Origin of the sequence: Luteimonas yanweni, from assembly GCF_039548475.1 — a bacterium.
Taxonomy (GTDB): domain Bacteria; phylum Pseudomonadota; class Gammaproteobacteria; order Xanthomonadales; family Xanthomonadaceae; genus Luteimonas.
Genome location: NZ_JBCLVC010000008.1, coordinates 605215 through 631276, shown reverse-complemented (window position 1 = coordinate 631276; position 26062 = coordinate 605215). Strand labels below are relative to the sequence as shown.

Below are 26062 nucleotides of genomic sequence, written 5' to 3'. Positions count from 1 at the left end.
TCAGCGCATGCCGGACCAGCTCAGTAGGTGTCTTCGGCATAGCAGTCCCTGGTCTTGAGCATCGCAGGCGTCAGTCCGGCAGGCTTCAGGATGTCGGTCAGTACATCAGTCACGCCGCGCGCCATGTCGCGCCCTCCGCAGACCATGATGCTGGCGCCCTGGCGGATGGCCGCCGCGACCTCTGGCGCTTGCTGCCGAAGGGCGTCCTGCACGTACTGCGGCCGCTCCCCGCGCGAGGCAGCGATGGACAGGTGGGCCAGCCTGCCATCGTCCTGCCAGCTCGACAGTTCATTGCGATAGAGGAAATCGCTGTCGGGGTGGCGCAGCCCGAAGAACAGGTGGATGGGACGACGTGACTCGTTGTTGCGGATGAAACCCGCCAGTGGCCCCACGCCCGTACCCGCCCCGATCAGGATCAGGGGTGTCCGGTCGCGGCCCGCATGGAAGTCCGGATGGGGCCGCAAAAAACCGCGAACCGTCTGCCCGGGTTCCAGGCTGGTCAGTTGACCCGACGCCAGGCCGCCGATGTGCCGGCGCACGACGATCTCGATGTAGCCGTCCCGGGACCCCGATGCCAGGGAGTACAGGCGCGGGATTGCCGAGCCTTCGGGCACGATGCCCAGCAGGTCGCCTGGCTCGAATCGCGTGAAGCAGCGGCCTGCCAGGCGCTGCCGGAACGTGGCTTCGGGCAGTGCGAAGCGCAGGATCGACATCGGCACCTGCACCTGGGCGCCGTAGTCGCGACGCTCCAGCAGGGTCAGAGTCTGGATGGCGGGAAGCACCGGCTGGTGGGCGAGTTCCAGTTCTGTGCCCAGGGCCTGGCCCAGTGCGCGGCCCCAGCGCGCAAAGTCCTGCGGCGACTGGCGATCGATGGTGTCGAAGGGCAACAAGGCGGACCACCCCCTGGCGCGGGCGGTGTTGTCCACGGCGCGGGCAAATGCGCAGAAGGCCGGGAAGCTGCGGTCGCCAAAGCCCAGTACCGCCAGCGGTGCGGTGGGTGCTGCCTGCAGGTCCCGGAGCTGGTCCAGGAAGCCCTTGGCCGAGGCGGGAGCGTCGCCCTCGCCATAGGTGGCGGCGAGGATCAGGAAGCGCTGTGCCTGGCCATAGCGCGCGGGCCTGAAGGCTGCCATGGCGGCCACATGGACCGATTGCCCCGCATCACGCAGGGCACGGGCCAGCGTTGCGGCAAAACCCCAGGTGCTGCCGCCTTCGGAGCCCACCAGCACGATGGTGTCGGCCTGCGCGGCCGGTGCGTTGCCCGTGAGCCTGGGGCGGCGGCGCCATCCTTGCAGCCAGACCAGCAACCCCGTCATCGCCAGCACCGGCACCCCCAGCGCCATCATTCCCAGGACGAGTCCCAGCACGGCGGCGCCCTGCCCGGTGTGCAGCATGTAGATCGTCTCCGACGCACGCTGCCCGAAGCCCAGGTCCTGCCACTCCAGCAGGGTGCCGGTACCCTGGTCCACATACCCCATGCCCCGGTCGGTCCTGAGGGTGAACATGTCCTGCGGATCGTCTGCTGCGGGAAAGCCCAGCTCGCGCAGCTCGGCCACCGGCGTGGCGCGCAGGGCGTCCATCGCGGCCAGCGCCATGCCGGATTGGCCGCTGGGCCTGGCCGCAGTCTCCAGACTGGCGTCGTCGATCGTGACGATCTCCAAAGTCTCGGCCGACATCCACAGCGCGGTCACGCAGGACAGCAGGAGTCCCAGCACCGCGACACGCGCGATCTCGGTGTGCAGGCGTCCAGCGAGCGGGCCACGCAGGCGTGCGAACCAGTGTCTCCAGCCACCCATGCGGCGGGCCACCAGCACCGCGCCGGAGATGGCCAGCAGCAGCATCGCCAGCGCGCCCGCCGTGACGACCAGGCGGCCACCGTCGCCCAGGAAGAGCGAGCGGTGCAGGTTGGTGAGCCAGCGCCGCACCGGATCCGGGTCGGCGCTGGCCACGTCATGGCCCGTGGCGGGGTCGATCACGGCCGAACCTGGCTGGTCGCCATCGAACCACCACGCGCTGATCCGCCCCGAGGGTGCGCGCTTGATCTGTTCCAGGCCGGGATGGGCCGCCTGCACCCGCTCGGCCAAGTCGGCCACTGTCAGCGTGGCCTCCGGCTGCAAGGTTCGCGCGGTCTCCAGCGCCGGAAACAGCGACAGTGCCGCGCCGCTCAGCGCCGTGACAAGGAGCAGGACGGCCAGGACGAGACCCGGCCAGCGGTGCAGGATGCGCATCATCGCGGTGGCCTCCGGTCCAGGATCAGGGTCCGTAGCTGAAGCCGGCGACATAGCGCCGCCCGGCGACGGACTTGCCCGCCCCGGCGGTCGTCAGCGGCACCGAAACATCACGCGGGCTGTCCTGCATGTCCTCGGCGGCGGCATCCACGTTCAACTTGTAGCCCGCATCGAACAGGGCGTCGGCCAGCTCCACCGTCACCTTCAGGCTGCGGCCTGCGCCCACGCTGGCGCCGGTGATGCCGTCGATCCGCGAGCGGTTGCCGCCGGTGGCGCGATGCCAGTCGGTCAGGTGCTTGTAGTACTTCGATTTCTTGCCCGCGACCCACAGGGTGCGGACATGGGCGCCGCCGGCATCGGTCAAGTACAGCGCCAGATAGGCGCCGTCGCCCCCGTAGTTCTTCAGCGTGGTGGTGAGTGTGACCGGACGCGCCGCAGCCAGGCCAGGCAGTGCCAAGGCTGCAGACAGGGCCAGGCAGGAGAGGAGTTTCTTCATGATGGTTCCTTTGCAATACAACGATGGGGTCCGGGGAGGTGCGGGCGCCCTAGCGCTGCACACCGCGCGCTCCCGGGCGTGTGTGCGCCTGGACGCGCGCAGCTGGCAGATAGCGCGACGCGTCGGCGCCGGGCCGGAAACGAACCTCCAGCTTCAGGATGGCCAGCGATGCGGGCTCGATCTTCAGGCCGACCTGGTTGTCATCGCCATCCCGGCCACGGACTTCGTAGCAGCCATCGTCGATGCGCAAGCGCTCTGTGGTGAGCCCCAGCTCCGTTGCAAGGGCCGTAACGGTTTCGCGGGATTGCCACTCGGCCATGGGCCGGCGGCAATCGTCACCGGCCAGCGCGGCGCCAGAGGCGGTCAGCGCGATCGCTACGGCGGTCGGCAGGAATGGTTTCATGGTGGGCTCCCTTGTCCTTGATGCGTCGAGGTTGCTCTGCCAACGTGATCGCGGCCTGAGCCCCGAGCGGAAAAGGCGTCAGGTTGCCGTCAGGTACGCCGCTGCGTGCCCCTGTCGAGGAAAGGCCCATGCGTGTCCTGCTGATTGAAGACGATGAGGTGCTGGGCGCAGCCGTGCGCGACCAGATCGCGGGCGATGGCCATTCCGTGGACTGGGTGCGCCGCCTTGATGCTGGAGACCATGCGATCGCGGTCGTGCCTTACGACCTCGTCCTGCTGGACCTGATGCTGCCCGATGGCCGGGGCATTCCCTTCCTGCGACGCCTGCGCGCGCGGGGCGCGGCCACGCCGGTCATCATCCTGACGGCCCTTGACCAGGTGTCAGAGCGGATCGAGGGACTGAATGCCGGCGCCGACGACTATCTCGTGAAGCCCTTTGATCTGGCAGAGCTGTCGGCGCGCGTGGGATCGGTTGCGCGTCGATACAGCGGCAACCCCAATCCCGTCGTCATCCATGGCCCGCTCCAGATCGACCTGGCCGCACGCAGCATCCGTCGTGACGGCCGCCTGGTGCCGCTGACGGCGCGCGAATGGGCCTTGTTCGAGGCATTCCTGTCCCGGCCCGGCCAGTTGCTTTCGAAAGCGCAGCTGGAGGACAAGCTCTATGCCTTCGACAGCGAAGTGGAGAGCAACACCATCGAGGTGCATGTCAGCCACCTGCGCAAGAAGCTGGGCGCCGGGATCATCGCGACCGAACGCGGACTGGGCTATCGCCTGGGGCAGGCGTGAGGATGCCCGGGAGCCTGCAGCGGCGCCTGGGGCTCTCGCTGGGAGTCCTGCTGACGGCGCTCTGGATCGGTGTCGCTTCGCTGACGGCGGTCCTGGTCCGCCATGCCATGGAGGAGGTCTTCGACTCGGGCCTCCAGGAAACGGCGCAGAGGATCCTGCCGCTGGCCGTCGCGGACATCCTCGGGCGTGAGGAAGAAGGGCTGACCCAGCGCCTGGCCGAAATCCGCGAGCACGACGAACTCCTCACCTATGCCGTGCGCGATGCCCGGGGACGCATCCTGCTGCTTTCGCACGATGCCGACCCGCTGGTCTTCCCAGAGTGGAGCGGCATCGGATTCAGCCAGTCCACCACCCATCGCTTCTACAGCGAAGAGGCGCTGCAGGGCTCTGTCCGGCTCACTGTCGCCGAGCCGCTGGCGCATCGCATGGCCGTGGCGCGCGGGATCCAGATGGGCCTCGTGTTGCCCTTGCTGGTTTTCCTGCCCGTTGCGCTGCTGACCATCGTGCTGGCCGTGCGCACGAGCCTGGCCCCCTTGCGGCGCTTTCGCGAACGGCTGGCGGCACGTGGGGTACGCGATCTGTCGCTGATCCCGGTGGATGGACTGCCGGCAGAGGTGGCGCCGGTGGCCGACACCCTGAACGGCCTGCTCGGGCGACTCGACGCCGCCTTCGAGGCCGAGCGCAGCTTCGCGGCCAATGCCGCCCATGAACTGCGCACGCCGCTGGCGGGCGCCATCGCGCAGGCCCAGCGCCTGCAGGCAGAGACCGGCGACCCGGCGGCCAGGGTCCGTGCGGCGGATATCGAAGCGACGCTCAAGCGCCTGACCCGGCTCTCCGAACGCCTGATGCAACTGGCACGGGCCGAAGGCGGGCGCCTGCGCCTGGAGTCCGCCTCGGACCTGCGGCCCGTGGCGCGCATCCTGACGGACGAGTTGTCCCGCACGACGAACGCGGATCGAATCTCCCTGCTGCTGCCGACCGATCCCGTGATGTCGGATCTCGACCCCGACGTGTTCGCGATCCTCTATCGCAACCTCGTCGAAAACGCCCTGCGCCATGGCGCGGACGGCGCGCCCATCGATGTTTCGCTGGCCAGCGATGGCGTGCTGACGGTCGCAAACGAAGGGCCCGTCGTGCCGGACGAAACCCTGGCCCGGCTGGCGAATCGATTCGAACGCGCGGGAAAGCGCGAGGATGGCAGTGGTCTCGGGTTGGCGATCGTCCATGCGATTGCGCAGCGCATCGGCAGTGCGCTGGTCCTGAGATCACCCGGGCCTGGGCAGGGTTCGGGCTTCGAGGCATGCCTGACTCTTCCCACCACGAAGGTGGCGAAGCAAAAAAAAGGGCCCGCCGGAGCGGGCCCTTGAAGTACGGCTTGCGTGGATCAGTTGCGGACGTCTTCCGCGGCGCGGTCGGCGGCATCGGACGCGTTGTCCAGGGCGTCGGCGGTCGCTTCGCGCGACTTGGCTTCGGCCTCGGCGGCGGCTGCACGCGCCTCTTCGGTCATGTTGCGCGCGGCGGCTTCGGCGTCGGCAGCGGCCTGGTCGGCGGCGACCTCGGCTTCCGCGGCGGCTTCGCCGGTCGCGGCGGCAGCGGCGTCCCAGCCTTCGGAAGCGGCATCGCCGGCGGCGGATGCGGCGTCACGGGTGGCATCACCGGCACGCTCCATGGCGGCTTCGGCTTCGTTGGCCTCCTGCTGCGCGGTGGCGGTGTCGTTCTGGCAGGCGGCCATGGCCAGCGTGCAGGCGGCAACGAGAAGTGCGGTCTTCATCTTCATGATTGATAGGTCCTTGTCATCGAAGGGACCGGCGTCGTGGCCGGCGGTGGATACGGAAAAGCCGCTGGAAACCAGCGGCTCTCCGATGTTGCATCGTGCCTTGGAGCGGTGGAACAGCCGGTATTACTGGCCGTCCGTCGCCTCGTCGGCAGCTTCTTCGGTCGCTTCGGCGGCTTCGTCGGCGGCGTCGGCGGCAGCGCCGGCAACGTCGGCAGCGGCGTCGGCAACATCGCCGTCAACCGCAACGGCGGCGTCGGCGGCAGCGTCGGCAGCGGCGTCGGCAGCAGCAGCGGCGCTTTCGGCAGCGGCGTCGGCGGCAGTGGTACCGGCCAGCGCGGCGTCCGCGGCAGCCTGGTCAGCGGCCTCGGCGGCGTCGGCGGCGGCGTTGGCAGCCTGGTCCTGGTTCGAGCAGGCGGCGAGGCCCAGGCCCAGCACCAGCGCGATCAGCAGCTTGTTCATGCTCATTGTTACGTTTCCTCGTCGTGGATATAGACAACGCACACAGGTGCGCCGGATATCATGATGACAAGCCTCAAACGACTGTCAAGCAATAGTTTGGGGCGGGCCCCGTAAAGAAGGCGTTACGGTCAGGCCAGCTCGACCGCGATGGCCGTCGCCTCGCCTCCGCCGATGCACAGCGACGCAACGCCGCGCGTGCCGCCGCGCGCCTTCAGGGCGTGCAGCAGGGTCACCACCAGGCGCGCTCCGCTGGCGCCGATCGGATGGCCCAGCGCAACCGCGCCGCCGTTGACGTTGACGCGATCGTGGGGAATGCCCAGCGCCTGCATCGGCGCCATGGCGACCACGGAGAACGCTTCGTTGATCTCGAACAGGTCGACGTCGCCCACCTTCCAGCCCGCCTTTTGAAGCACGTTTTCGATCGCCTGGATGGGCGCGGTGGTGAACCATTCCGGCGCCTGCGCATGGGTCGCGTGGGCGACGATGCGCGCCAGCGGCTGGAGTCCGCGCTCGGTGGCCTCGGCGGCCGACATCAGCACGGCGGCGGCGGCGCCGTCGGAGATCTTCGAGGACGAGGCCGCGGTCAGCACGCCTTCCTTGCCGAAGGCCGCGCGCAGGCCGGGGATCTTTTCCAGGTTGACCTTGCCCGGCTCCTCGTCGGTATCGGCCACCACCTCGCCCTTGCGGGTCTTGACCGTCACCGGGGCGATCTCGTCCTTGAACGTGCCGTCGGCGATGGCCTTCTGCGCGCGGCGCGCGCTCTCGGCCGAGAACGCATCGATGGCCTCGCGGCTGAAGCCGAGCTTCACGCAGGTCGCGTCGCCGAACACGCCCATGGCCTGGCCGTCGTCGGGGTTGGTCAGGCCGTCATGGGCCATGTGGTCGAGGAAGTCGGCGGTGCCGTAGCGGATGCCGGTGCGCGAACCGTTGAGCAGGTGCGGGGCGTTGGTCATCGACTCCATGCCGCCGGCCACGACCACCTTGGCCGAGCCGGCCTTGATGATGTCGGTCGCCAGCATGATGGCCTTCATGCCCGAGCCGCAGACCTTGTTGATGGTGGTGGCGCCGGCGGCATCGGGGATGCCGGCCGCACGCGAGGCCTGGCGCGCCGGTGCCTGGCCGAGACCGGCCGGCAGCACGCAGCCCATGATCACTTCATCGACCTGGTCGGCGGCCACGCCGCCGTGCTCGAGCGCGCCGCTGATGGCGGCCGCGCCGAGGGTGGGGGTCGGCACCCCGGTGAACTGGCCGAGCATGGAACCGATGGCGGTGCGCTTGGCACCGACGATGACGACGTCGGTCATGGGGAGGACTCCGGTGGGTGTGTCCCGCCATTATCGCACTGCAGCATCGGCCCGCCACCGGCCATTGGTCCGACGCCGCCGCTAAGGCTGGGCTTCCCGCAAGGATGCCCCCTTCAGGCGCGGCCTTCGAAGAGCTCGCGGCCGATCAGCATGCGGCGGATCTCGTTGGTGCCCGCGCCGATGGCGTACAGCTTGGCGTCGCGCAGGATCCGGCCGGTCGGGTATTCGTTGATGTAACCGTTTCCACCCAGCGCCTGGATGCCTTCAAGCGCCACCTGCACCGCGGCTTCGGACGCATGCAGCAGGCAGCTGGCGGGGTCGATGCGCGAGCGGTGGCCGGCGTCGTAGTCGCGCGCCACCTGGTAGGCATAGGCGCGGCTGGACTGCAGCGCGGTGTACATGTCGGCGATCTTGCCCTGCATCAGGCCGAAGGTGCCGATGGCCGCGTCGAACTGCTTGCGCTCGCGCACATAGGGCAGGGCGGCATCAAGCGCGGCCTGCATCAGGCCGATCGGTCCGCCGCTCAGCACCAGGCGCTCGGTGTCCAGGCCGCTCATCAGCACCTTCACGCCCTGGTTGACCTCGCCCAGCACGTTGTCAGCCGGGATTTCGCAGTTCTCGAATACCAGCTCGCAGGTGTTGCTGCCGCGCATGCCGAGCTTGTCCAGCTTCTGCGCGGTGCTGAAGCCCGTCATGCCACGCTCGACGATGAACGCGGTCATCGAGCGGCTGCCGGCCTCCTTGTCCGCGGTGCGCATGTAGACGATCAGCACGTCGGCCTCGGGGCCGTTGGTGATCCACATCTTGTTGCCGTTGGCGACCCACGTGTCGCCTCGTAGCTCGGCGCGGCAGGCCATCGAACCGACCACATCGGAGCCCGCGCCCGGCTCGCTCATCGCCAGCGCGCCCTTCCATTCGCCGCTGCACAGCTTCGGCAGGTACTTCGTGCGCTGCGCGTCGCTGCCGTTGTGGTGCAGGTTGTTGACGCAGAGGTTGGAGTGCGCGCCGTAGCTCAGGCCGATCGAGCCCGAGGCGCGCGAAATCTCTTCCATCGCCACCAGGTGGGCCAGGTAGCCCATCTCGCTGCCGCCGTATTCGCCGGGCACGGTCAGGCCGAGCAGGCCCATCTCGCCCAGCTTCGGCCACAGTTGCTGCGGGAAGGCGTTGTCGCGGTCCACGGCTTCGGCGATCGGGGCGATCTCGGCCGCGGCGAAGCGGCGGACGGCCTCGCGCAGTGCGTCGAGCTCTTCGCCCAGGGGGAAGGTGCGCATGTCGGTGACTCCATACAGTGCGACCGGCGCATCCTGCGCGCGGCCCGGTGTGCTGAAACAACGACGGGGCGCCAGGCCCCGTCGTCTTGTCGAAATCGCGGCTGCTTACGCGCCGCCGCGGATGCGGCCGTGGAAGCGCGGCGTGGTGCGGCCCATCGGCAGCTTGAGCTTGCCCATGACCTCGATGCGCTCTTCGGCCATGCGGTCGGCGGCCTTGTAGGTCGGGATGCCGTCGCGCTTGGCGATCTCGAAGATGCGCGACACGTTGTGGTAGATCGAACGCATCTGGCGCATGGCGCGCTCGCGGTTGTAGCCGGTCATCTCCAGCGCCACGTTCATCACGCCGCCGGCGTTGACCGCGTAGTCCGGCGCATACAGGATGCCGCGCTTCTCGACTTCGTCGCCGATCGCGTTGTTGGCCAGCTGGTTGTTGGCCGAGCCGCAGATGATCTTGGCCTTCAGGCGCGGCAGGGTCTCTTCGTTGACGGTGCCGCCCAGGGCGCAGGGCGAGTACACGTCGGCGTCGACGTCGTAGATCTCGTCCAGGCCCACGGCCTCGCAGCCGTATTCGTTCACGGCCTTGTCGACCAGCGCCTGGTTGATGTCGGTGACGAAGATCTTCGCGCCGCGCTCCTTGAGCAGCTTCACGTACTCCATGCCCACGTGGCCCAGGCCCTGCACGGCATGGCTGTACTTGCCGACTTCCTCGTCGCCGAACTTCGCGTTCAGCGCGGCCATCAGGCCCTGCAGCGTGCCGTAGGCGGTGAACGGCGAGGGGTCGCCCGAGCCACCGTGCACCTGGTGCACGCCGGTGACGAACTCGGTCTCGCGGTACACGTATTCCATGTCGTTGACGTCGATGCCGACGTCTTCGGCGGTGATGTAACGCCCGCCCAGCGACTGCACGGCCTGGCCGAAGGCGCGGAACAGCGCTTCGGACTTGTCGGTGGCCGGGTTGCCGATGATCACGGCCTTGCCGCCGCCGATGTCGAGGCCGGCGACCGCGTTCTTGTAGGTCATGCCGCGCGACAGGCGCAGCACGTCGTTGAGCGCCTCGGCCTCGCTCTTGTAGGGCCACATGCGGGTGCCGCCCAGCGCCGGCCCCAGCACGGTGTTGTGGATCGCGATGATGGCCTTCAGGCCCGCGTCCTTGTTGTGGCAGAACACGACCTGCTCGTGGCCGTAGGTATCGAGGTGCTCGAAGATCATTCCGGACTCCGCAGCCGGCGCGCGCTGCCGCGCTGGACGCGGGCGACTGCCGGTGGTTAGGGGTAAATGGCTGTTTTTCCAGTCGCCGGGCCGCAGGACACGCAGGCAGGGGCGACAGGCGCGGCATTCTACGCTGCCGCCAGCCCGTTTGCCCGCGATGGGGCGCCGGACTCCATGGCGCAGCGCAGCATCGCGGGCCCGCCTGTGGCAGCAGCTATAGCTGCTCCCACGGTCGATCTCCCGTCGCTACAGCTGCGATTCGAGGGGGAGGTGGCGGAACACGAGGGCCTGCAGGCGGCGCCAGCGGCTGGCTTCGGGTTCGCGGTGCAGCAGGCGTGGCTCCGGACCTGCGGCGTCCAGCCAGGCCAGGTCGCCGTCGGCGTCCAGGCCCACCTTCCAACTGATGCCGGATCCTGCCAGGTGCAGGTATTCGGCGCGGAGGTCCGCGGCGAGGCCGGGATCATCGAAGAACACGCCCATTTCCGTATTCAGATATGCCGAGCGCGGGTCGAGGTTGTAGGAGCCGATGAAGCCGTGGGTGTCATCCACCAGGAAGGCCTTGGTGTGCAGGCTGGCGCCGCTGCTGCCGACCCGGCCGGCGCGCGGGCGTCCGCTGTCGTCATCGCTCCCGCCGTTGCCGTCGCCATTGGCGTCACCGGTCGCGGCCTCGGGGCGCAGCTCGTACAGGTGCACGCCGCCGGCCAGCAGGCGCTTGCGGTACTTCGCATAGCCGCCGTGCACGGCCACGACGTCGTTGGCGGCCAGCGAGTTGGTGACCACGCCCACGTGCACGCCGTTCGCGGCCAGGCCGGTGAGCACGTCGGATGTGTCCTCCCCCGGCACGAAGTAGGGCGACACCAGCAGCGCCGCCCGTTTCGCGGCGCGCAGGCTGGCATCGACCTGCCCGACCAGCCAGTCCGAGCTGTCGTCGCCGCGGCCCTTCACCGGCGGGTCGGAGACGATATGGATGCGGTCGCTCCAGTGCGGCGTGAGCGCCTGGTCCACGTAGGCGCGAACGCTGGGCGACGAGTCGACGCGCCGCAGGTAGCGCTGCGCGTCCGCGGTGTCGGCCTCGGTACCGATCAGGCCGACGATGTCGCGGATGTCCTGCATGCTCAGCCCGCCCAGGTCGGACAGCGGAACCACCGCCTCGCTGTTCCAGAACCTGTCGAAGATCACGCTCGCCTGCGCCACCTCGGGCCCGAACAGCAGCAGGTCGAGGTCGTGGAAGTTGCTGGTTTCCGAAGCGCTGAAGTACTCCAGGCCGATGTTGCGCCCGCCCACGATCGCGACCCGGCCGTCGGCGATCCAGGCCTTGTTGTGCATGCGGTGGTTGAGGCTGAAGCCGCGCTGCAGCATCTCCAGCAGCCGCGCGATGCCGCTGCGATTCCGGAAGGGGTTGTACAGGCGCACCTCGATGTTGGGGTGGCCGTCGAACACCATCAGCGGCGTGTCCTTGCCGCCGGCGTTGATGTCGTCGAGCAGCAGGCGCACGCGCACGCCACGCTCCGCCGCCTGCCACGCCTCGCGCGCCAACAGGCGGCCGGTGAGGTCGTCGTGCCAGATGTAGTACTGCAGGTCGAGGCTGCGTCCGGCCTGCCGCGCCGACATCGCGCGCGCGGCAAAGGCATCGATGCCGTCGACCAGCGTGAGCGCCCCGGTCTTGCCCGGATTGCCCGCAAGCAATGGTTCGAGCTCGCGGTCCAGCGGCGTGTGATCCGCCGCCACCGGCAGCGCCCGGGACGGCGTGCCGCTGTTGGGCGGCGTCAGGTGGTCGGCCAGCAGCAGGCCGCTGCCGACCAGCGCCAGCAGCGAGAACGCCCCCCAGAGCGCAATGCGCCGTGCCCGTGTGATCACCGCCACCCCCATCCGCGAATTGCAGCACTTTAGTGCTTTTGTGGGAGCAGCTATAGCTGCGACCGATCCCGCCGATGCCACAGGGCTTGCGGCGGCCCCGGGCCGCAGCTATAGCTGCTCCTGCAGGGGGCTGGTTGGCTGAGGTAGACGAGGGAGATACCCGACATGGCCGCTTCCACACCCGCTGTACCGCCCACTGCAGCTTCCGCCATGCGACCGGCCGTACCGCCCGCGATCAACGGCTTCAACACCGGCAGGCAGCGGCTGTTCGATGCCCGCCCGGACACCGCCGATTTCCGCGACCGCATGTTCGAGCCCACCCTGGTCGACGTGCCCACGCTGGCGCCGCTGGAACGTTTCATGGAGCAGGGCGTGCCCGTGCTCGACCAGGGCGATGACGGCGCCTGCACTGCCTTCGGCCTGGCCACCGTCGCCCACGCGCTGCTGCGCCGCCGGCGCCCGGAAGCCGACCCCGGCATCGTCAGCACGCGCATGTTCTACGACATGGCCCGCCGCTACGACGAGTGGGAAGGCGAGGGCTATTCCGGCTCCAGCTGCCGCGGCGCGATGAAGGCCTGGCACCGCCACGGCGTCTGCGCCGCGGAGCTCTGGCCGTGGACGCCCGGCCTCCACGTCGAGCCCTATACCGACGAACGCGCCCGCGACGCCCTGCGCAATCCGCTCGGCGCCTATGCGCGCGTGAACCACCGCGACCTGGTCGCGATGCACGCCGCCTTCGCCGAAACCGGCGTGCTCTACGCCTCCGCCGCCGTGCACGAAGGCTGGCACGCACCGCCAGCCAGCGGCCGCATCGCCTGGGCGCGGCAGCCGGTGGTGGGTTGGCACGCCTTCGCCATCGTCGGCTACGACCGCAACGGTTTCTGGATCCAGAACTCCTGGGGCACGCGCTGGGGCCGCGCCGGCTACGGCCACGTCAGCTACGACGAATGGCTGGAACGCGGCAGCGACGTCTGGGTCGCGCGCCTTGCGGTGCCGGTGGAGTTCGACCGCGCCAGCTCGGCCGCGGTCAGCAACTCGCCGCTGGGCCGGCAGTCGGTCGGCTACTCCCAGGCCGACCTGCGCCCGCATGTGATCAGCCTCGGCAACAACGGCGCATTGCGCTGCGACGGCCGCTTCGCCTGCACCCAGGACGACGTGCGCAACATCGTGCGCCGCGACATGCGCGCGGCCACCGCCGGCTGGAAGAAGAAGCGCGTGCTGCTGTACGCACACGGCGGCCTGGTGCCGGAAGAAGCCGCCATCCAGCGCGTGGCCGACTACCGCGAAGCCATGCTGCGCGAGGACATCTACCCGCTGTGCTTCGTCTGGAAGACCGACCTCTGGACCACGCTGGGCAACATCCTGAAAGACGCCGCCCGGCCGCGCAGCGAGGGGCTGGTGGAGAAGGCCAGGGACCTGCTGCTCGACCGCCTCGACGACACCATCGAACCGCTGGCGCGCGCCATCGGCGGCAAGGCGATGTGGGACGAGATGAAGGAGAACGCGCTGCTGGCCACCACCGCCGTGCGCGCGCAGCCCGGCGGCGGCACCATCGAACACGGCGGCGCGGCGCAGGTCGCGCGCCTGCTCGACGAATGGCGGCGCGAGGATCCTTCGGTCGAGATCCACGTCGCCGCGCACAGCGCCGGCAGCATCCTGATGGCGCCGCTGGTGCAGCTGTTCACGCGCCCCGGCCAGGTCATCGGCGGGCCGGCGCACGGCATGCTCGGCATGGGCGGGCGCCTGGCCAGCGTCACCCTGTGGGCGCCGGCGGTCGACATGGACACCTTCATCCAGGCCTATGTCCCGGCGTTGAGTTCGCGCCAGGTGGCGCGCGGCGCGCTGTTCACCCTCACCGACAGCGCCGAGCAGGACGACCACTGCCTGCGCATCTACAACAAGTCGCTGCTGTACCTGGTGGCGCGCGCGTTCGAAAAGCAGCCGCGCAGCTGGATCGACAACCGCCTGCGCCAGGGCACGCCGATCGCGGGCATGGCGCGCTTCATCGAAGCGGCGACGCCCGGCGACCAGGCCTGGGGACACGAGCGCGTGCGCGAGTTGATCACGCGCGGGCGGCTGGCGTGGGTGCAGGCGCCCAACGACCGGCCGCTGGGCACGCCCGACGCATCGCGCGCCACCACCCATGGCGGCTTCGACGACGACCCCGCCACGGTGCAGGCGCTGATCGCCTTCATCCTCGGCCGTGGCGCCGGCGATGCCGCCGTCGACGTGCAGCCGACACAGGGCGCGCTCGACACGCGCCGCCGTCGCGTCAACACCGCACTGGCCGACCTCGCACCCTGAAGCGCTCGGCGGCGAAGCCTGAACGGGGCGCCGTCGCGATTCACCGCGGCGCGCATCGGCTGTGCTTAGATTCCGGCCACCGGCGTGGAACCCGCGCCCTTCAGGCTCCTGTATGGCACCACGCACCGACTCACCCCGCGCGGCCACCCTGGCCGCGCTTCGCAACGCAACGCGCCCGGCGCACCTCGCCATCGACGGTGCCTTCGACGGCGGCCTGCGCAGCCTCGACGACTACCGTCGCTACCTCCGTTCGCTGCTGCCGCTCGCGCACTGGCTCGACGTCGCGTGGCGCGACGACTGGCCGCCGCACCTGGCCTGCTGGCGCGACCCCGGCCGCGCCGCCTGCATCGCCGCCGATCTCCGCGCGCTCGGCGCGCCCGACGCCATCGACACCCCCACCGCCCATGCCAGCCCCGAGGAATGGCTCGGCGGCTGCTACGTGATGGAAGGCTCCGCGCTCGGCGCCCGCCTGCTGGCGCGCGATGTCGCCGCGCTGCCGCGCACGCCCGCCGAGGGCCCGCTGCCGCGCGGCTTCCTCGATCGCCACCTCGGCGACCCCGGCCGCTGGCCGCGCTTCCGCGCCGCCGTCGGCACCCTGTCGCCCGACGGCCTGCCCGGTGCCCTGCGCGGCGCCGCGCACGGCTTCGCCCTCGTCGCCGCCGCACTTGCCCGCGAAGGACGCCCCGCATGACGCTCCCCCCCGAATTCCAGCGCGCCCTCGACGCCTGCGGCGCCGAGCCCATCCACATCATCGGCGGCATCCAGCCCCCCGGCGTGCTGCTGGTGTTCCATGCCTACACGCGCCAGCTGGTGGCGGCCTCGGCCAATGCCGCGGCGCTGTTCGAGGCGCCCGGCATCGACGCGCTGCTCGGCCAGCCGGTGGACGAACTGCTCGACGGCACCACGCGCCAGGCCGTGGAAGCGGTGCTGGTGCCGCGCGAGGCCGGCGCCTCGCGCTTCGTGGGCATGACCAACGTCGGCCCGATGGGTGCGCTGCACGAAGTGTCCGCGCACGTGTCCGGCGAGCTGGTGCACGTGGAGCTCGAGCCTGCGCTGGCGCCGCTGATGGACAGCGGCGACGGCCATGCCGCCATCGCCCGGATCGACGCTGCGGCGGCCGGCGGCGACGTGCTCGAGGCGGTGGCACGGCAGGTGCAGGCGGTGTCCGGCCATGCGCGGGTGATGGTGTACCGGTTCCTGCCCGACGGCACCGGCGAGGTGGTGGCCGAATCCCTGGCGGGCCCGCTCGCGTCCTACCTCGGCCTGCGATACCCCTCGTCGGACATCCCGCCGCAGGCGCGCGCGCTGTACGTGCACAACCGCGTGCGGGTGATCGCCGAGGTGCAGCACGCGCCCGTGCCCGTGCACCAGCACCCCTCGCTCGAGGTGCCGCTGGACATGAGCTTCGACGTGCTGCGCGCGGTGTCGCCGGTGCACCTGGAGTACCTGCGCAACATGGGCGTTGCGGCCTCGATGTCGGTCTCGCTGGTGGTGGACGGGCGGCTGTGGGGCCTGGTGGCCTGCCACCACCACGAGCCGCGCCCGGTGAGCGCACGCGCCCGTCGCGCCCTGGACATGCTTGGTCGCCACGTCTCGATGATCCTCGACGCGCGCGAACTGCGCGCCCGCGTGCGCCGCGAGGACGCCATTCGCGAGCGCCGCGACGCGCTCGAGCACCTGCTGCACGGCGTCGCGGACCCGGTCGCCGCGCTGCCAGCGCAGCTGGACGCCGTGCTGGCGGCGATGCCCGCAGATGGCGCAGCGCTGTGCCTGGACGGCACGCTGCACACCTGCGGCAGCGTGCCCCAGGCCGAGGGCGTGGACGCCGCACTGAAGTGGGCCCGCGACCGCGGCCGCGCCGCGTCCGGCTGCACCCATGTCGGCCAGGACTGGAGCGGCGCGCCCACGCCCGAGGCCGCCGGCCTGCTCGCGCTGCCGCTGGGCGCCGCCCACAACGACTGGCTGCTGCTGTTCCGCCGCGAACAGCGCCAGACCGTGCGCTGGGCCGGCCGCCCGGACCAGCCCTTCCAGATCGACCCCGACGGCGGCCGCATCGGCCCGCGCACCAGCTTCGCCGCCTGGGAGGAGCAGGTGCTCGGCACCTCGGCGCCCTGGACCGCCCGCGACATCGAACTCGCCCAGCGCCTGCGGCTGGTGATCGACCGCCACCTGCCAGCCGCGCCCGCGGTGCACTCGCGCGGACGCGACGCCGACGACCGGCTCATGGGCGTCGAGGCCCGCGACCAGGCCGCGCGCCTGCGCCGCCTGGCCGACCTGCTCGCCGGCTCGCGCCCCGGGCGCGAGCGCCTGGCGCGCATGCGCCCGCTGCTGTCGCGGCTGGAAGAAGAGCTGGGCGCGCTGGCCGGCGCGGAGGACTAGCGCAGCGGCATCGCGTAGACGCGGTCGTGCCCGTCGTGGGCGATCGCCGCCAGCTCCGGGCCGGCGCCCATGGCCTGGGCCAGTTCGTCGGGGGCGCGGGGCAGGGCCGGGGGCCCGGACGCTACAATCGGGGCATCCGTTCCAAGCAGTCGAGTTCAGCATGAGCACCCCCGCCAGCCAGCTCCGTTCCGCCAGCGCCAGTGCCGACGCGCGGCCGCCGCTCCGCTTCGTCACCGCCGCCAGCCTGTTCGACGGCCACGACGCCGCCATCAACATCATGCGGCGGCTGATCCAGGCCCAGGGCGCGGAGGTCATCCACCTCGGCCACAACCGCTCGGTGGAAGACGTCGTGCGCGCCGCGCTGCAGGAAGACGCCGACGGCATCGCCCTGTCCAGCTACCAGGGCGGGCACGTCGAGTACATGAAGTACATGGTCGACATGCTGCGCGAGCGCGACGCCGGCCATATCCGCGTGGTCGGCGGCGGCGGCGGCACCATCACCCCGGAAGAGATCCGCGAGCTGCAGGACTACGGCGTCGAACGCATCTACCACCCCAACGACGGCATGAAGCTGGGCCTGGTGGAGATGATCGAGGACGTGGTGAAGCGCGTCTCCGGCGCCCGCGACGCCCGCGCCGCCGAGGCGGCCGAGGTCGCCACCACGCGCCCGGCGCTGGAAGACGAGATCGCTATCGGCCGCGTGCTGTCGGCGCTGGAAGACGGTACGTATTCCGAGAGCGAGCTCGCCATGCTGCGCAAGCAGTGGGCGTCCGGCGCGGCCGGGCATGCCGGCCCGACGCCGGTAATCGGCATCACCGGTACCGGCGGCGCCGGCAAGAGCTCGGTGACCGACGAGCTGCTGAACCGCTTCCTGGCCAGCTTCCCGGAGATGCGCATCGCGGTGATCTCGGTCGACCCGACCCGCCGCCGCACCGGCGGCGCGCTGCTGGGCGACCGCATCCGCATGAACTCGCTGCGCTCGCACCGCGTGTACATGCGCTCCATGGCCACCCGCCGCCAGAACGTGGCGACCAATGCCGTGCTGAAGGACTGCATCGGGTTTTTGAAGGGCCTGGGCTACGACCTGGTGATCGTGGAGACCGCCGGCATCGGCCAGTCGGACTCGGAGATCGTGGACCTGGTCGACTTCCCGATGTACGTCATGACCAGCGACTACGGCGCCGCCAGCCAGCTCGAGAAGATCGACATGATCGACTACGCCGAGCTGATCGTGCTCAACAAGTACGACAAGCGCGGCGCCGAAGACGCGCTGCGTGACATCCGCAAGCAGTGGAAGCGCAACCGCGTCGCGTTCCAGACGGCCGACGAAGACGTGCCGGTGTATCCGACGATCGCCAGCCAGTTCAACGACCCCGGCGTGAGCTGGATGTTCGCCAACCTGTGCCGACTGCTGCGCGAAAAAGTCCTCGGCGAAGCGACTGTGGGGGCGGCTATAGCCGCGAAGCCTGCAGGAGCAGGTGCGCGCTGCGACTTCAATCCCAGCGTCGACACCAGCCTGCGCGAACCCCGCGCCACCGTCCTCATCCCCGGCGCCCGCATCCGCTACCTGGCCGAGATCGCCGAGCAGGGCCGCGCGATCAACGCGAGCATTGAAAAGCAGGCCGAAGCCGCCGACCGCGCCCAGTCCTTCTGGCAGTCCCTGCACGAGCTCGGCGACGACAAGCTCCCCAAGGCCCTGGACCTCTACAGCGGCGACGACCTGGTGGGTGAGGGGGACCGCACTCTCCTGACCCTGCGCCAGCGCTACAACGACGCCGTGCAGTCGCTGACCAGCGAAAACCTCCGCAACCTCCGCGACTGGCCCGCGCGCCTCAAGTCCATCACCGACGAAGTCACCGAATACCAGGTCCGCAACAAGTCCATCCGCGTCGAGAACTACCGCGAATCCCTCAGCCACCAGCCGATCCCGAAAATCGCCGCCCCCACCTACAAGAGCTGGGGCGAGCTGCTGGTGTTCCTGGGCAAGGAGAACCTGCCGGGCAGCTACCCCTACACCGGCGGCGTGTACCCCTACCGCCGCACCGGCGAGGACCCGATCCGCATGTTCGCCGGCGAGGGCACGCCCGAGCGCACCAACCGCCGCTTCCATTACCTCTCGGTGGGCCAGCCCGCCGCGCGCCTGTCCACCGCCTTCGACAGCGTCACCCTGTACGGCGAGGACCCCGCGCCGCGCCCCGACATCTACGGCAAGATCGGCAACTCCGGCGTCAACATCCCCACGCTGGACGACATGAAGAAGCTGTACTCCGGCTTCGACCTGTGCGCGCCCACCACCAGCGTCTCGATGACGATCAACGGCCCCGCGCCGATGATCCTGGCGATGTTCATGAACTGCGCCATCGACCAGCAGGTGGAGAAATACCTCAAGGCAGACGACGCCCGCTGGGCGGAGGCGCAGCAGAAGATCGACGCCTTCTTCGAAGGCCGCGAGCGCCCGAAGTACTACGGTGAACTCCCGCCCACCAACGATGGCCTCGGCCTGGCCTTCCTCGGCATGACCGGCGACCAGCTGGTGGACGCCGAGACCTACGCCCGCATCAAGGCCGAGACGCTGGCCACCGTGCGAGGCACCGTGCAGGCCGACATCCTGAAAGAGGACCAGGCGCAGAACACCTGCATCTTCAGCACCGAGTTCGCCCTGCGCATGATGGGCGACATCCAGCAGTACTTCGTGGACCAGAAGGTCCGCAACTTCTACTCGGTGTCGATCTCCGGCTATCACATCGCCGAAGCCGGGGCGAACCCGATCAGCCAGCTGGCTTTCACCCTCAGCAACGGCTTCACCATCGTCGAGTACTACCTGGCGCGCGGCATGAAGATCGACGACTTCGCGCCCAACCTGTCGTTCTTCTTCTCCAACGGCATGGACCCCGAGTACACCGTCATCGGCCGCGTGGCCCGCCGCATCTGGGCGCGCGCCATGCGCGAGCGCTATGGCGCCAACGACCGCAGCCAGATGATGAAGTACCACATCCAGACCAGCGGCCGGAGCCTGCACGCGCAGGAGATCCAGTTCAATGACATCCGCACCACGCTGCAGGCCCTGTACGCCCTGTTCGACAACGCCAACAGCCTGCACACCAACGCCTACGACGAAGCCATCACCACGCCGACCGAAGAGAGCGTGCGCCGCGCCGTGGCCATCCAGATGATCATCAACAAGGAACTGGGGCTCAACTTCATCGAGAACCCCTGGCAGGGCAGCTTCGCCGTGGACTACCTGACCGACCTGGTAGAAGAGGCCGTGTACAGGGAGTTCGAAGCCATCAGCGAGCGCGGCGGCGTGCTGGGCGCCATGGACACCATGTACCAGCGCGGCAAGATCCAGGAAGAAAGTCTGTACTACGAGCACAAGAAGCACGACGGCAGCCTGCCGCTGGTGGGCGTGAACACGTTCCTGCCGAAGGAGCACGCGGGCGAGGTGACCACCGAGATCGAGCTGATCCGCTCAACGGAAGAAGAGAAGGGGCAGCAGATCGAGAACGTGCGCTTGTGGCAGACGGCCCGCAACGTGCTGGCGCCGGTCGGGGAGACCGAGCATGCGCACGTGGTGGAGGACGATGCCGCGGCGGCGACGGAGCCGCATGACGGGCATGGGCTGGGGTATCTGCAGAAGACGGCGCGGGAGCGCAGGAATGTGTTCGAGGCGCTGATGCAGGCGGTGAAGACGCATAGCCTGGGGCAGATCAGCCATGCGCTTTATGATGTGGGTGGGGAGTATCGGCGGAATATGTAGTTTGCCTGAGGGGGCGCCGTGAGGTCGGAAATTCAGGACTACGTTCGGGCACGCCCGAAGTGCGAACGTCTAGTTCGTGCATTAGGAAGCGTCTTCGAGGCAACTCCGACTCATTCATCGAAGGGTACGAGGCATTCGATCGCGATCGGCAGGAGCTTGCCGATCGCGAGATGCAGGGCGCCGCCGAGAGGGCCACTCAGGAGGCGTCGGACACTGAGGTGCCGCCGCTTGAGGAAGAGAGTGAGTGATATTGGCAGCATGCCGGCCATCTATCCTCCATCGCTGCTGTGATGAACGACGATGTGGTTTTTCTTCAGGGGGGTTACAACAGTGGGTCCAAATGCTCAGCGTGAGGCGGCACTCAGTTCTATCTATCAAGCTCGTCGGGCTGAAGCGGCCGAGCGTCGCAGGGTGCTCATGGCACGATTGGCCGAGCTCCACAAATTTGAAGACGAGCATGGACGTTCGGAAAAGACCGAGATTGATCGCGCCTACCTCGAGACGCAAATCAAGGAGAACGATGCATACTCGGTGCACGTCGAACCGGTTCACAAGGTAAGCATCGCCCATAAGGCGTGGCTCGTCTTCAAGCCCCTTGTGATCTGGCCGCTGTTGGGAGCAGGCATCTCCTTCGGGGCGTTATTCCTCATCATGCTCGTTCTCAGGTACGCCGTCAGCGAGAATGCATCGAACGGCGCGATGTTGATGGGGTCGACTGCCGCCATGATGATCGGTGGCCTCGCCGGGATGGCTGGAACCATTGTCGCGATCATCCGACTTTGCTCTACGCGCGAATCCCTTTTCAGGCAGCTGCCGCCTAAGCAAAAGGCGGGCATAATCGCACGTGCCAATCGCAGCTAGCCACAGCGTCCTGGTGGTGGGATAGCCCTCACCACCAGGTCAGTTAGGCAGGACGTGTAACGGGGCTGTAGCGGGGTCGGGTTCACTTTTGCGCGCGGCGTTGCGTGGGCGGTAGGCCGGGCCGGGTGCCCGCGAAGCGCCGGGCCCTAGCTTCTACCATTGCACGGAAGTCGTCGCGGCCCCAAGCACGTTGTTGCTGCAGGTAGAGCCGGATCGCGTCGATCTGTTCGGCGGTAAATGCTTCGGCCAGCAGTCCGCGGTGCGCGGTGGATCGTGCTTCGGGCAGCGTACCAAGCGCGCGCCACGCGGGATGCGGTGCGAATGTAACCACCCAGCGGTATCAGCACAGGTCAAGCCGCTAAAGCATAGCCTCAGCGGGCGTCTTCATGCCCAGTGGCTGGCTAAGATCATTGCAGTGGTGCATTCGGCGATGCGTTGCTGCGGTGGTGACGTCAAGAAACTGCGGCGCCGAAGCTGGCGAATAGATCGCCAGGAAGTTCGTGCAAGAGATGCCAAGTGATAGCCATTGGCCGCTCGCCCTCATGTCTCACGTAGATAGCCGGCCCCAGAAGCCAGAAGGCGCGGTCGTCGGTCGTCAGGCGAGCGAAAGGCAACACTACGCTGCCCTTGGCCTCATGAGTCTGATAACGCTGTCCTGTCTCGCTTGTTTCGCGAGTTCCCGACTGGCTCTCCCAATGGAGAAGCGTCTGGCTGATCGCGTAATCGCGGTAGCGAGTCGTAGGCGAGAAGTGGCCGCTGGTCTTGTCCAGGGTAAAGGCCAGCAAGTCGACTTGAGCTTCGGGTAGCCAACGCACGCCTTCCCGCCATTCGGGCACCTTGAGGTCATCTCCGCTCGTGAATGCGGCCAGTACTTCTCTGCGGGTGTACCTGGCGTGGACGCAGAGCGGTACGTCAGGATGCGTCGAAAGAGGCTGCTGCACATGCTCGACGCGGTCGGACAACACATCCAGCAGCTGGCGCAGCTCGGCCAGGACTTGAGGATGCGCCCAGATGAGGTCGGCTGCTTCCTGTAGCGTCTCGTCACTTTTAAGCACGGTCTCGGTGAGAACGGTTGCGAGCATGTGGAGCAGTCGGCGCGTCCGAATATCCAGTGTGCCAACGTCAGGCGCAGTAAGTGCTTCGGAGAAGAATCGATAGTGTTCGATGCGCAAGGCGTCGTCGACATGAAGCAGGCGGCCGAGTGCCCGGCGCAGCGGTGTTTCATGTGGTCCCGCAGGAAGCGTGGCAACGCCACCGGCCTCGACGAGATCCGACCAGCCCCTGTTGTTGGCGTAAACGTCCTCCAATTCGATCCCAGTCTGGTTGAGGAAGTTCTTCAGCGTAACCGTCGGGTCAGCCTCGGCGACCCGCCGCAGCTCCTGCGCTCGGGCCGGCCAGTTGTTCGGCAGGCTCTGGCGGATGTTCTCCAGCACATGTTGCGAAGCCACGGCATCGAGCTGCATATGGCAGCCGCTCGGCAAGTACGGGAAGCCTTCTTCAATGGTGCGCTCGATCTGTTTCCGGCTCCCCCCAAGCAGCGCGCCGTAGCGACGGTGCATCCGGAACTCTTTGCGGTGCTGGCCGACAAAGTCCAGCACGGTGCAGACATTCTTGTTGGGCTCGCGCCGCAGCCCGCGCCCCAGCTGCTGCAGGAAGACGGTGGGGCTGTCGGTCGGCCTCAGCAGTAGCAGGGTGTCGACCGAAGGGACGTCGACGCCCTCGTTGAAGAGGTCCACCGAGAAGACGATACGGATCTCCCCGGCGGCCAGCGCCTGCAGCGCCTGCCGCCGCTCTTCGCGCGGGGAGTCGGCCCAAACTGCCACGGCGGGGAGGTTGGCGGCATTGAATTGCTCCGCCATGAACCTTGCATGCGCCACGGAGACGCAAAATCCGAGGGCTCGCATGGTCTCCGGGTTGGGGAGCGTCTGGAGCGCGTTGGCGATGATTCGCCGCGCCAGCACGTGGTCGCCGGTGACGAGTTGGCTGAGCTCCTGTGGGTCGTACCCGCGTCCACGGCGCCAGCTGACGTTTCGATAGTCGGCGCCATCGGCGATCCCGTAATAGGCAAACGGCACTAGCCGGTGCTGGTCGATCGCATCCCAGAGCCGCAGCTCTGCGGCAATCCGGCCGCCGAACCATTGCAGGATGGGTTCGTCGTCGCCGCGCTCAGGCGTTGCAGTCAAGCCGAGCAGCTCCCGCGGCAGCAGGTGGTCCAGGAGTGCCTTGTAGGTGGGTGCGGCCGCGTGGTGGAACTCGTCGATGATCACGACATCGAAGTGATCGGCCGACAGGTTGTCGAGTCCTCGGGCGCTGAGGCTCTGGATGGACGCAAAGACATGTTCGAAGCGGGCAGGGCGGTCGCCGCCCACCCACAGCTCGCCAAAGGCTGCATCCCGGAGCGCGTGCCTGAAGGTGGCCAGGCTCTGGTCGAGGATCTCCTTGCGATGGGCAACGAACAGCAGCCTTGAGCGCGGCAGACGCTTGCGCAGCCGCTGGTAGTCCAGGGCGGCCATGACCGTCTTGCCGGTTCCGGTGGCTGAGACCAACAGGTTGCGGTGGTGGCCTTGCAAGCGGGAGAGCTCGATCAGCTCCAGCAGGCGGGACTGGAATGGCTCGGGGCGGATCTCGACGGGGCTCAGGTAGACCCGGGGGCCCTCAGCGCGCGTCTGGGTGAGATCGCGGAACTCCTCCGCATCAAAGTCCCGGAAATCGTCGTTTTGCCAATAGCTTTCGAAGACTGCCGAGAACTTGTCGATGACGTCCGGGTTGCGGGCGCCTGACACCCGGACGTTCCACTCCAGGCCGGTGACCTGGGCCGAGTAGGTCAGGTTGGACGAACCAATGTACGCGGTGGAAAACCCAGAGTGGCGGTGGAACAGCCAGGCCTTGGCATGGAGCCGGGTGCTGGAGGTGTCGTAAGACACCCGGATCTGGGCGCCAAGGTCGCGCAGCGCTTCGAGCGCGGCGAGCTCGGTGGAATTGGTGTACGTGGTGGTCAGCAGACGCAGCGGTCGGCCGCCGTCGAGGTGCCGGCGCAGCAGGTCGAGCATCGGCCGGATGCCCGTCTGGCGCACGAAGGCCATCAAGACGTCGATGCGGTCGGCCGATGCGACTTCCGAGTTGAGCTGGAAGCCGATGCGCGGCTCGCCGGGCGCATTCGTCAGCAGGGTGGTGTCGAGCAGCGGCGTGGCCGGAAGCGGGACATCCTCGGGCTGGCCGTCGGGGCGGAGGGCGGCGATGGCGCGGAGGACGTCGCCGGTGGTGGAGAGGGCATCGGTGGCATCGACGCCCTTGCTCTCGGCCGCCAACAGCCGGGTCACCTCACGCGCGAGCCGGGCTCCAACTTCCGTCCGCTGGCGGGCGTCGAGCGCCGCCACGCTGCGGCGGACGAGGGCTGCCAGGTGGAAGGCGATGCGATCGGCGGCCTCCTCTGGGTGGAGATCGGCACGTTGGGCTCGATGCTTCGGGTACAGCGCCGACAGGGCCTCTTCGAGCCCTTCGGTGACCAACTGCTCATATAGGCCGCGATTGAGTCCTGACATAGGGGCGCCAGGCTAGCAGGTTAAGCGCTCGGATCATCGGACCCCTCGCAGGTTGTGAGACCGACAGTTCTTAGCCTCCTTCCATGGGTAGAACCTGGGAGACGGGTTTCATGGAAGGAAAGTTCACCGTGTTCGAGTACATGTACCGAGACGCAGGCAACTTCAAAACCGCGGGACGCCTATTGCTCTCGGGCCAGGATGCCAACGCCGAAGCTGCAATCCGCGGCTGTCTGGAATGGTCAGACCAATTCGTGGCCGAGCAAATTGGTGTTCCGGCTTTGTGCCAGCAGCACTGGGATTCGGTGGGAGAAGGTCCTTCTGAGCTAGACCACGCCTATCACGAGTTCGTCCGGTTGCGGCCGGCGAGAAAGGCTGACATGACGTTGCGCGAGTGGGGGTTCCTCACTGCGATGGTTGAGAGAATGCAGGCGGCAGCACGCAAATGGGATGTCGCGCTTTCACCTAACTGCGATCTGTGAGCCGGCTTTGGGGCTACGCCTTGAAACAGTTGTCCCGATGCCAACGCAAGTACGTCGGATGAGGGCGAAGGTCCGGCGCATCCGGAACGACGAGCCTCCGGTCTGGTCGGATCAGCTTGTCCACGTCCGCCGGAACGCCATGCGGTGACAGGATGATCTGGTAGTCGTCACCAAACGTCATTAGGCCGCGGTCGAACAGCCAGTGCGCGGTGCCCGTCAGCGCGATCCCGTTCCGCACTGCGTCGGGGCCGTCCGCTTCAACTGAGCGGATGTGGGCCGCCTGAACTTCAGGCCTCCCTCCACCATTGATCAAGCGAAGGCCGGTGACTGCGCAGGTGTTTGTGTATGCCGCACGCACCTGTCGACGAAAAGCGATGTCGCGCACTTTGCGTGCAGTGACGACTTCGATGATGGGTCTGGTGACATATTCAGGCACCTCCTCGGCAACCGCGGCGGTCTGCTCCCAAGGGTCAGCTCGCAGGTTGATGCCCCGCCGCACGATGTCATCGAATTCCTGCCGAGGCAGCTCGCGGACCGCTCGTCCAAACGCACCCTTGTTGGTCTTGCCGTCTTCCCGAACCAACTTGCTCTCGCGGTAGCCGTCGGCGTCCCGGAAGGGGACCGCCGTGTCGAACGCGATGTAGCCGCGCATCAGTGCGTAGAAGTGATCGGGAAGCTTTGTGTCCTGGATGACGCCGGCGACTTGGGCGATGGCGAAGTAGGCCTGACGTCCGGTTGCGCTGTTGGGTCCAGTCGTCCGACGCGGCTCGTAGTAGATGATCCAGTCGCCGAGCGTCGCCTCGACCTGCCGCAAGTAAGTTCGCGGAAAGTGGTAGCGCTCTTCGATCAGGTCGTCGTAGACCGAACTTTCAGAAGCGATGAATACGGCGTTTGTCATGGCGTCCCCCGGCGCCGCGCCAGGGTATCAGGGTAGAGACGGAATCGTGGCCT

The 26062-nt window shown here is 68.2% G+C and carries 19 protein-coding genes; 8 read left to right on the top strand and 11 right to left on the bottom strand.

The features are described from left to right. Nucleotides 1–20 precede the first annotated feature (20 nt). The 3 genes from WCE39_RS06955 to WCE39_RS06945 are packed head-to-tail and all read right to left on the bottom strand — an operon-like array spanning nt 21 to nt 3124. The gene (locus tag WCE39_RS06955; RefSeq protein WP_343275942.1) at nt 21–2228 is read right to left on the bottom strand and encodes a PepSY domain-containing protein; all 2208 of its coding nucleotides are present in this window, start codon (nt 2226–2228) and stop codon (nt 21–23) included. 22 nt (nt 2229–2250) lie between these two features. Beyond that, entirely contained in the window at nt 2251–2721 is a 471-nt protein-coding gene (locus WCE39_RS06950) for a DUF2271 domain-containing protein (protein ID WP_343275941.1), read from the bottom strand. Nucleotides 2722–2770: 49 nt separating this feature from the next. Beyond that, entirely contained in the window at nt 2771–3124 is a 354-nt protein-coding gene (locus WCE39_RS06945; protein WP_343275940.1) for a PepSY domain-containing protein, read from the bottom strand. Nucleotides 3125–3252: 128 nt separating this feature from the next. Between WCE39_RS06945 and WCE39_RS06940 the strand changes: the two genes are divergently transcribed. Both WCE39_RS06940 and WCE39_RS06935 read left to right on the top strand, forming a co-directional pair. After that, nucleotides 3253–3912: a response regulator transcription factor gene (locus tag WCE39_RS06940; protein ID WP_343275939.1), complete on the top strand. Its 660-nt coding sequence runs from the start codon at nt 3253–3255 to the stop codon at nt 3910–3912. A gap of 2 nt (nt 3913–3914) precedes the next feature. Then, nucleotides 3915–5279: an ATP-binding protein gene (locus WCE39_RS06935; protein ID WP_343275938.1), complete on the top strand. Its 1365-nt coding sequence runs from the start codon at nt 3915–3917 to the stop codon at nt 5277–5279. Nucleotides 5280–5296: 17 nt separating this feature from the next. Here WCE39_RS06935 and WCE39_RS06930 read toward each other — a convergent pair whose 3' ends face one another. From WCE39_RS06930 to WCE39_RS06905, 6 genes are all read right to left on the bottom strand, one after another. Next, a complete protein-coding gene (locus tag WCE39_RS06930) occupies nt 5297–5689 on the bottom strand; it encodes a hypothetical protein (protein WP_343275937.1) in 393 nt (130 codons plus the stop codon). 123 nt (nt 5690–5812) lie between these two features. Further along, complete coding sequence (locus WCE39_RS06925) at nt 5813–6154, bottom strand: hypothetical protein (protein ID WP_343275936.1); 342 nt, start codon at nt 6152–6154, stop codon at nt 5813–5815. Nucleotides 6155–6276: 122 nt separating this feature from the next. Continuing rightward, nucleotides 6277–7452, bottom strand: coding sequence for a thiolase family protein (locus WCE39_RS06920; RefSeq protein WP_343275935.1), 1176 nt, complete (start codon nt 7450–7452; stop codon nt 6277–6279). 113 nt (nt 7453–7565) lie between these two features. Further along, nucleotides 7566–8723 (bottom strand): isovaleryl-CoA dehydrogenase, encoded by a 1158-nt coding sequence (locus tag WCE39_RS06915; RefSeq protein WP_343275934.1) that lies wholly within the window; start codon nt 8721–8723, stop codon nt 7566–7568. A 105-nt stretch (nt 8724–8828) separates the two neighbouring features. Continuing rightward, the gene (locus tag WCE39_RS06910) at nt 8829–9932 is read right to left on the bottom strand and encodes a Glu/Leu/Phe/Val dehydrogenase dimerization domain-containing protein (protein ID WP_343254104.1); all 1104 of its coding nucleotides are present in this window, start codon (nt 9930–9932) and stop codon (nt 8829–8831) included. Between the two features lie 246 nt (nt 9933–10178). Beyond that, nucleotides 10179–11801 (bottom strand): phospholipase D family protein, encoded by a 1623-nt coding sequence (locus tag WCE39_RS06905; RefSeq protein ID WP_452299566.1) that lies wholly within the window; start codon nt 11799–11801, stop codon nt 10179–10181. A 198-nt stretch (nt 11802–11999) separates the two neighbouring features. Between WCE39_RS06905 and WCE39_RS06900 the strand changes: the two genes are divergently transcribed. From WCE39_RS06900 to WCE39_RS06880, 5 genes are all read left to right on the top strand, one after another. After that, complete coding sequence (locus WCE39_RS06900) at nt 12000–14093, top strand: C1 family peptidase (protein WP_343275932.1); 2094 nt, start codon at nt 12000–12002, stop codon at nt 14091–14093. A gap of 112 nt (nt 14094–14205) precedes the next feature. Further along, a complete protein-coding gene (locus tag WCE39_RS06895; protein ID WP_343275931.1) occupies nt 14206–14784 on the top strand; it encodes a biliverdin-producing heme oxygenase in 579 nt (192 codons plus the stop codon). After that, on the top strand, nt 14781–16472 hold the full coding sequence (locus WCE39_RS06890) for a GAF domain-containing protein (RefSeq protein WP_343275930.1): 1692 nt from the start codon (nt 14781–14783) through the stop codon (nt 16470–16472). The genes WCE39_RS06895 and WCE39_RS06890 overlap by 4 nt, the downstream gene beginning before the upstream one ends. 160 nt (nt 16473–16632) lie before the next feature. After that, nucleotides 16633–20229: a methylmalonyl-CoA mutase family protein gene (locus WCE39_RS06885; protein WP_343275929.1), complete on the top strand. Its 3597-nt coding sequence runs from the start codon at nt 16633–16635 to the stop codon at nt 20227–20229. A 300-nt stretch (nt 20230–20529) separates the two neighbouring features. Next, entirely contained in the window at nt 20530–21090 is a 561-nt protein-coding gene (locus WCE39_RS06880; RefSeq protein WP_343275928.1) for a hypothetical protein, read from the top strand. 452 nt (nt 21091–21542) lie between these two features. Here the strand turns inward: WCE39_RS06880 and WCE39_RS06875 are convergent, their stop codons facing one another. Beyond that, on the bottom strand, nt 21543–24632 hold the full coding sequence (locus WCE39_RS06875) for a DUF3427 domain-containing protein (protein WP_343275927.1): 3090 nt from the start codon (nt 24630–24632) through the stop codon (nt 21543–21545). Nucleotides 24633–24742: 110 nt separating this feature from the next. On the opposite strand from WCE39_RS06875, the gene WCE39_RS06870 reads away from it, so the two are divergent. Continuing rightward, complete coding sequence (locus tag WCE39_RS06870) at nt 24743–25111, top strand: hypothetical protein (protein ID WP_343275926.1); 369 nt, start codon at nt 24743–24745, stop codon at nt 25109–25111. A gap of 13 nt (nt 25112–25124) precedes the next feature. Here WCE39_RS06870 and WCE39_RS06865 read toward each other — a convergent pair whose 3' ends face one another. Next, complete coding sequence (locus WCE39_RS06865) at nt 25125–26009, bottom strand: HNH endonuclease (protein WP_343275925.1); 885 nt, start codon at nt 26007–26009, stop codon at nt 25125–25127. Between the last annotated feature and the right edge of the window lie 53 nt (nt 26010–26062).

Excerpts from the sequence above, each read along its gene's own strand:
- WCE39_RS06875 (WP_343275927.1), bottom strand. The coding sequence starts at position 24,632 with ATGTCAGGACTCAATCGCGGCCTATATGAGCAGTTGGTCACCGAAGGG.
- WCE39_RS06870 (WP_343275926.1), top strand. The coding sequence starts at position 24,743 with ATGGAAGGAAAGTTCACCGTGTTCGAGTACATGTACCGAGACGCAGGC.
- WCE39_RS06925 (WP_343275936.1), bottom strand. The coding sequence starts at position 6,154 with ATGAGCATGAACAAGCTGCTGATCGCGCTGGTGCTGGGCCTGGGCCTC.
- WCE39_RS06895 (WP_343275931.1), top strand. The coding sequence starts at position 14,206 with ATGGCACCACGCACCGACTCACCCCGCGCGGCCACCCTGGCCGCGCTT.
- WCE39_RS06920 (WP_343275935.1), bottom strand. The coding sequence starts at position 7,452 with ATGACCGACGTCGTCATCGTCGGTGCCAAGCGCACCGCCATCGGTTCC.
- WCE39_RS06910 (WP_343254104.1), bottom strand. The coding sequence starts at position 9,932 with ATGATCTTCGAGCACCTCGATACCTACGGCCACGAGCAGGTCGTGTTC.
- WCE39_RS06890 (WP_343275930.1), top strand. The coding sequence starts at position 14,781 with ATGACGCTCCCCCCCGAATTCCAGCGCGCCCTCGACGCCTGCGGCGCC.
- WCE39_RS06945 (WP_343275940.1), bottom strand. The coding sequence starts at position 3,124 with ATGAAACCATTCCTGCCGACCGCCGTAGCGATCGCGCTGACCGCCTCT.
- WCE39_RS06885 (WP_343275929.1), top strand. The coding sequence starts at position 16,633 with ATGAGCACCCCCGCCAGCCAGCTCCGTTCCGCCAGCGCCAGTGCCGAC.
- WCE39_RS06865 (WP_343275925.1), bottom strand. The coding sequence starts at position 26,009 with ATGACAAACGCCGTATTCATCGCTTCTGAAAGTTCGGTCTACGACGAC.
- WCE39_RS06935 (WP_343275938.1), top strand. The coding sequence starts at position 3,915 with ATGCCCGGGAGCCTGCAGCGGCGCCTGGGGCTCTCGCTGGGAGTCCTG.
- WCE39_RS06940 (WP_343275939.1), top strand. The coding sequence starts at position 3,253 with ATGCGTGTCCTGCTGATTGAAGACGATGAGGTGCTGGGCGCAGCCGTG.
- WCE39_RS06900 (WP_343275932.1), top strand. The coding sequence starts at position 12,000 with ATGCGACCGGCCGTACCGCCCGCGATCAACGGCTTCAACACCGGCAGG.
- WCE39_RS06915 (WP_343275934.1), bottom strand. The coding sequence starts at position 8,723 with ATGCGCACCTTCCCCCTGGGCGAAGAGCTCGACGCACTGCGCGAGGCC.
- WCE39_RS06950 (WP_343275941.1), bottom strand. The coding sequence starts at position 2,721 with ATGAAGAAACTCCTCTCCTGCCTGGCCCTGTCTGCAGCCTTGGCACTG.
- WCE39_RS06905 (WP_452299566.1), bottom strand. The coding sequence starts at position 11,801 with ATGGGGGTGGCGGTGATCACACGGGCACGGCGCATTGCGCTCTGGGGG.
- WCE39_RS06930 (WP_343275937.1), bottom strand. The coding sequence starts at position 5,689 with ATGAAGATGAAGACCGCACTTCTCGTTGCCGCCTGCACGCTGGCCATG.
- WCE39_RS06880 (WP_343275928.1), top strand. The coding sequence starts at position 20,530 with ATGTGGTTTTTCTTCAGGGGGGTTACAACAGTGGGTCCAAATGCTCAG.
- WCE39_RS06955 (WP_343275942.1), bottom strand. The coding sequence starts at position 2,228 with ATGATGCGCATCCTGCACCGCTGGCCGGGTCTCGTCCTGGCCGTCCTG.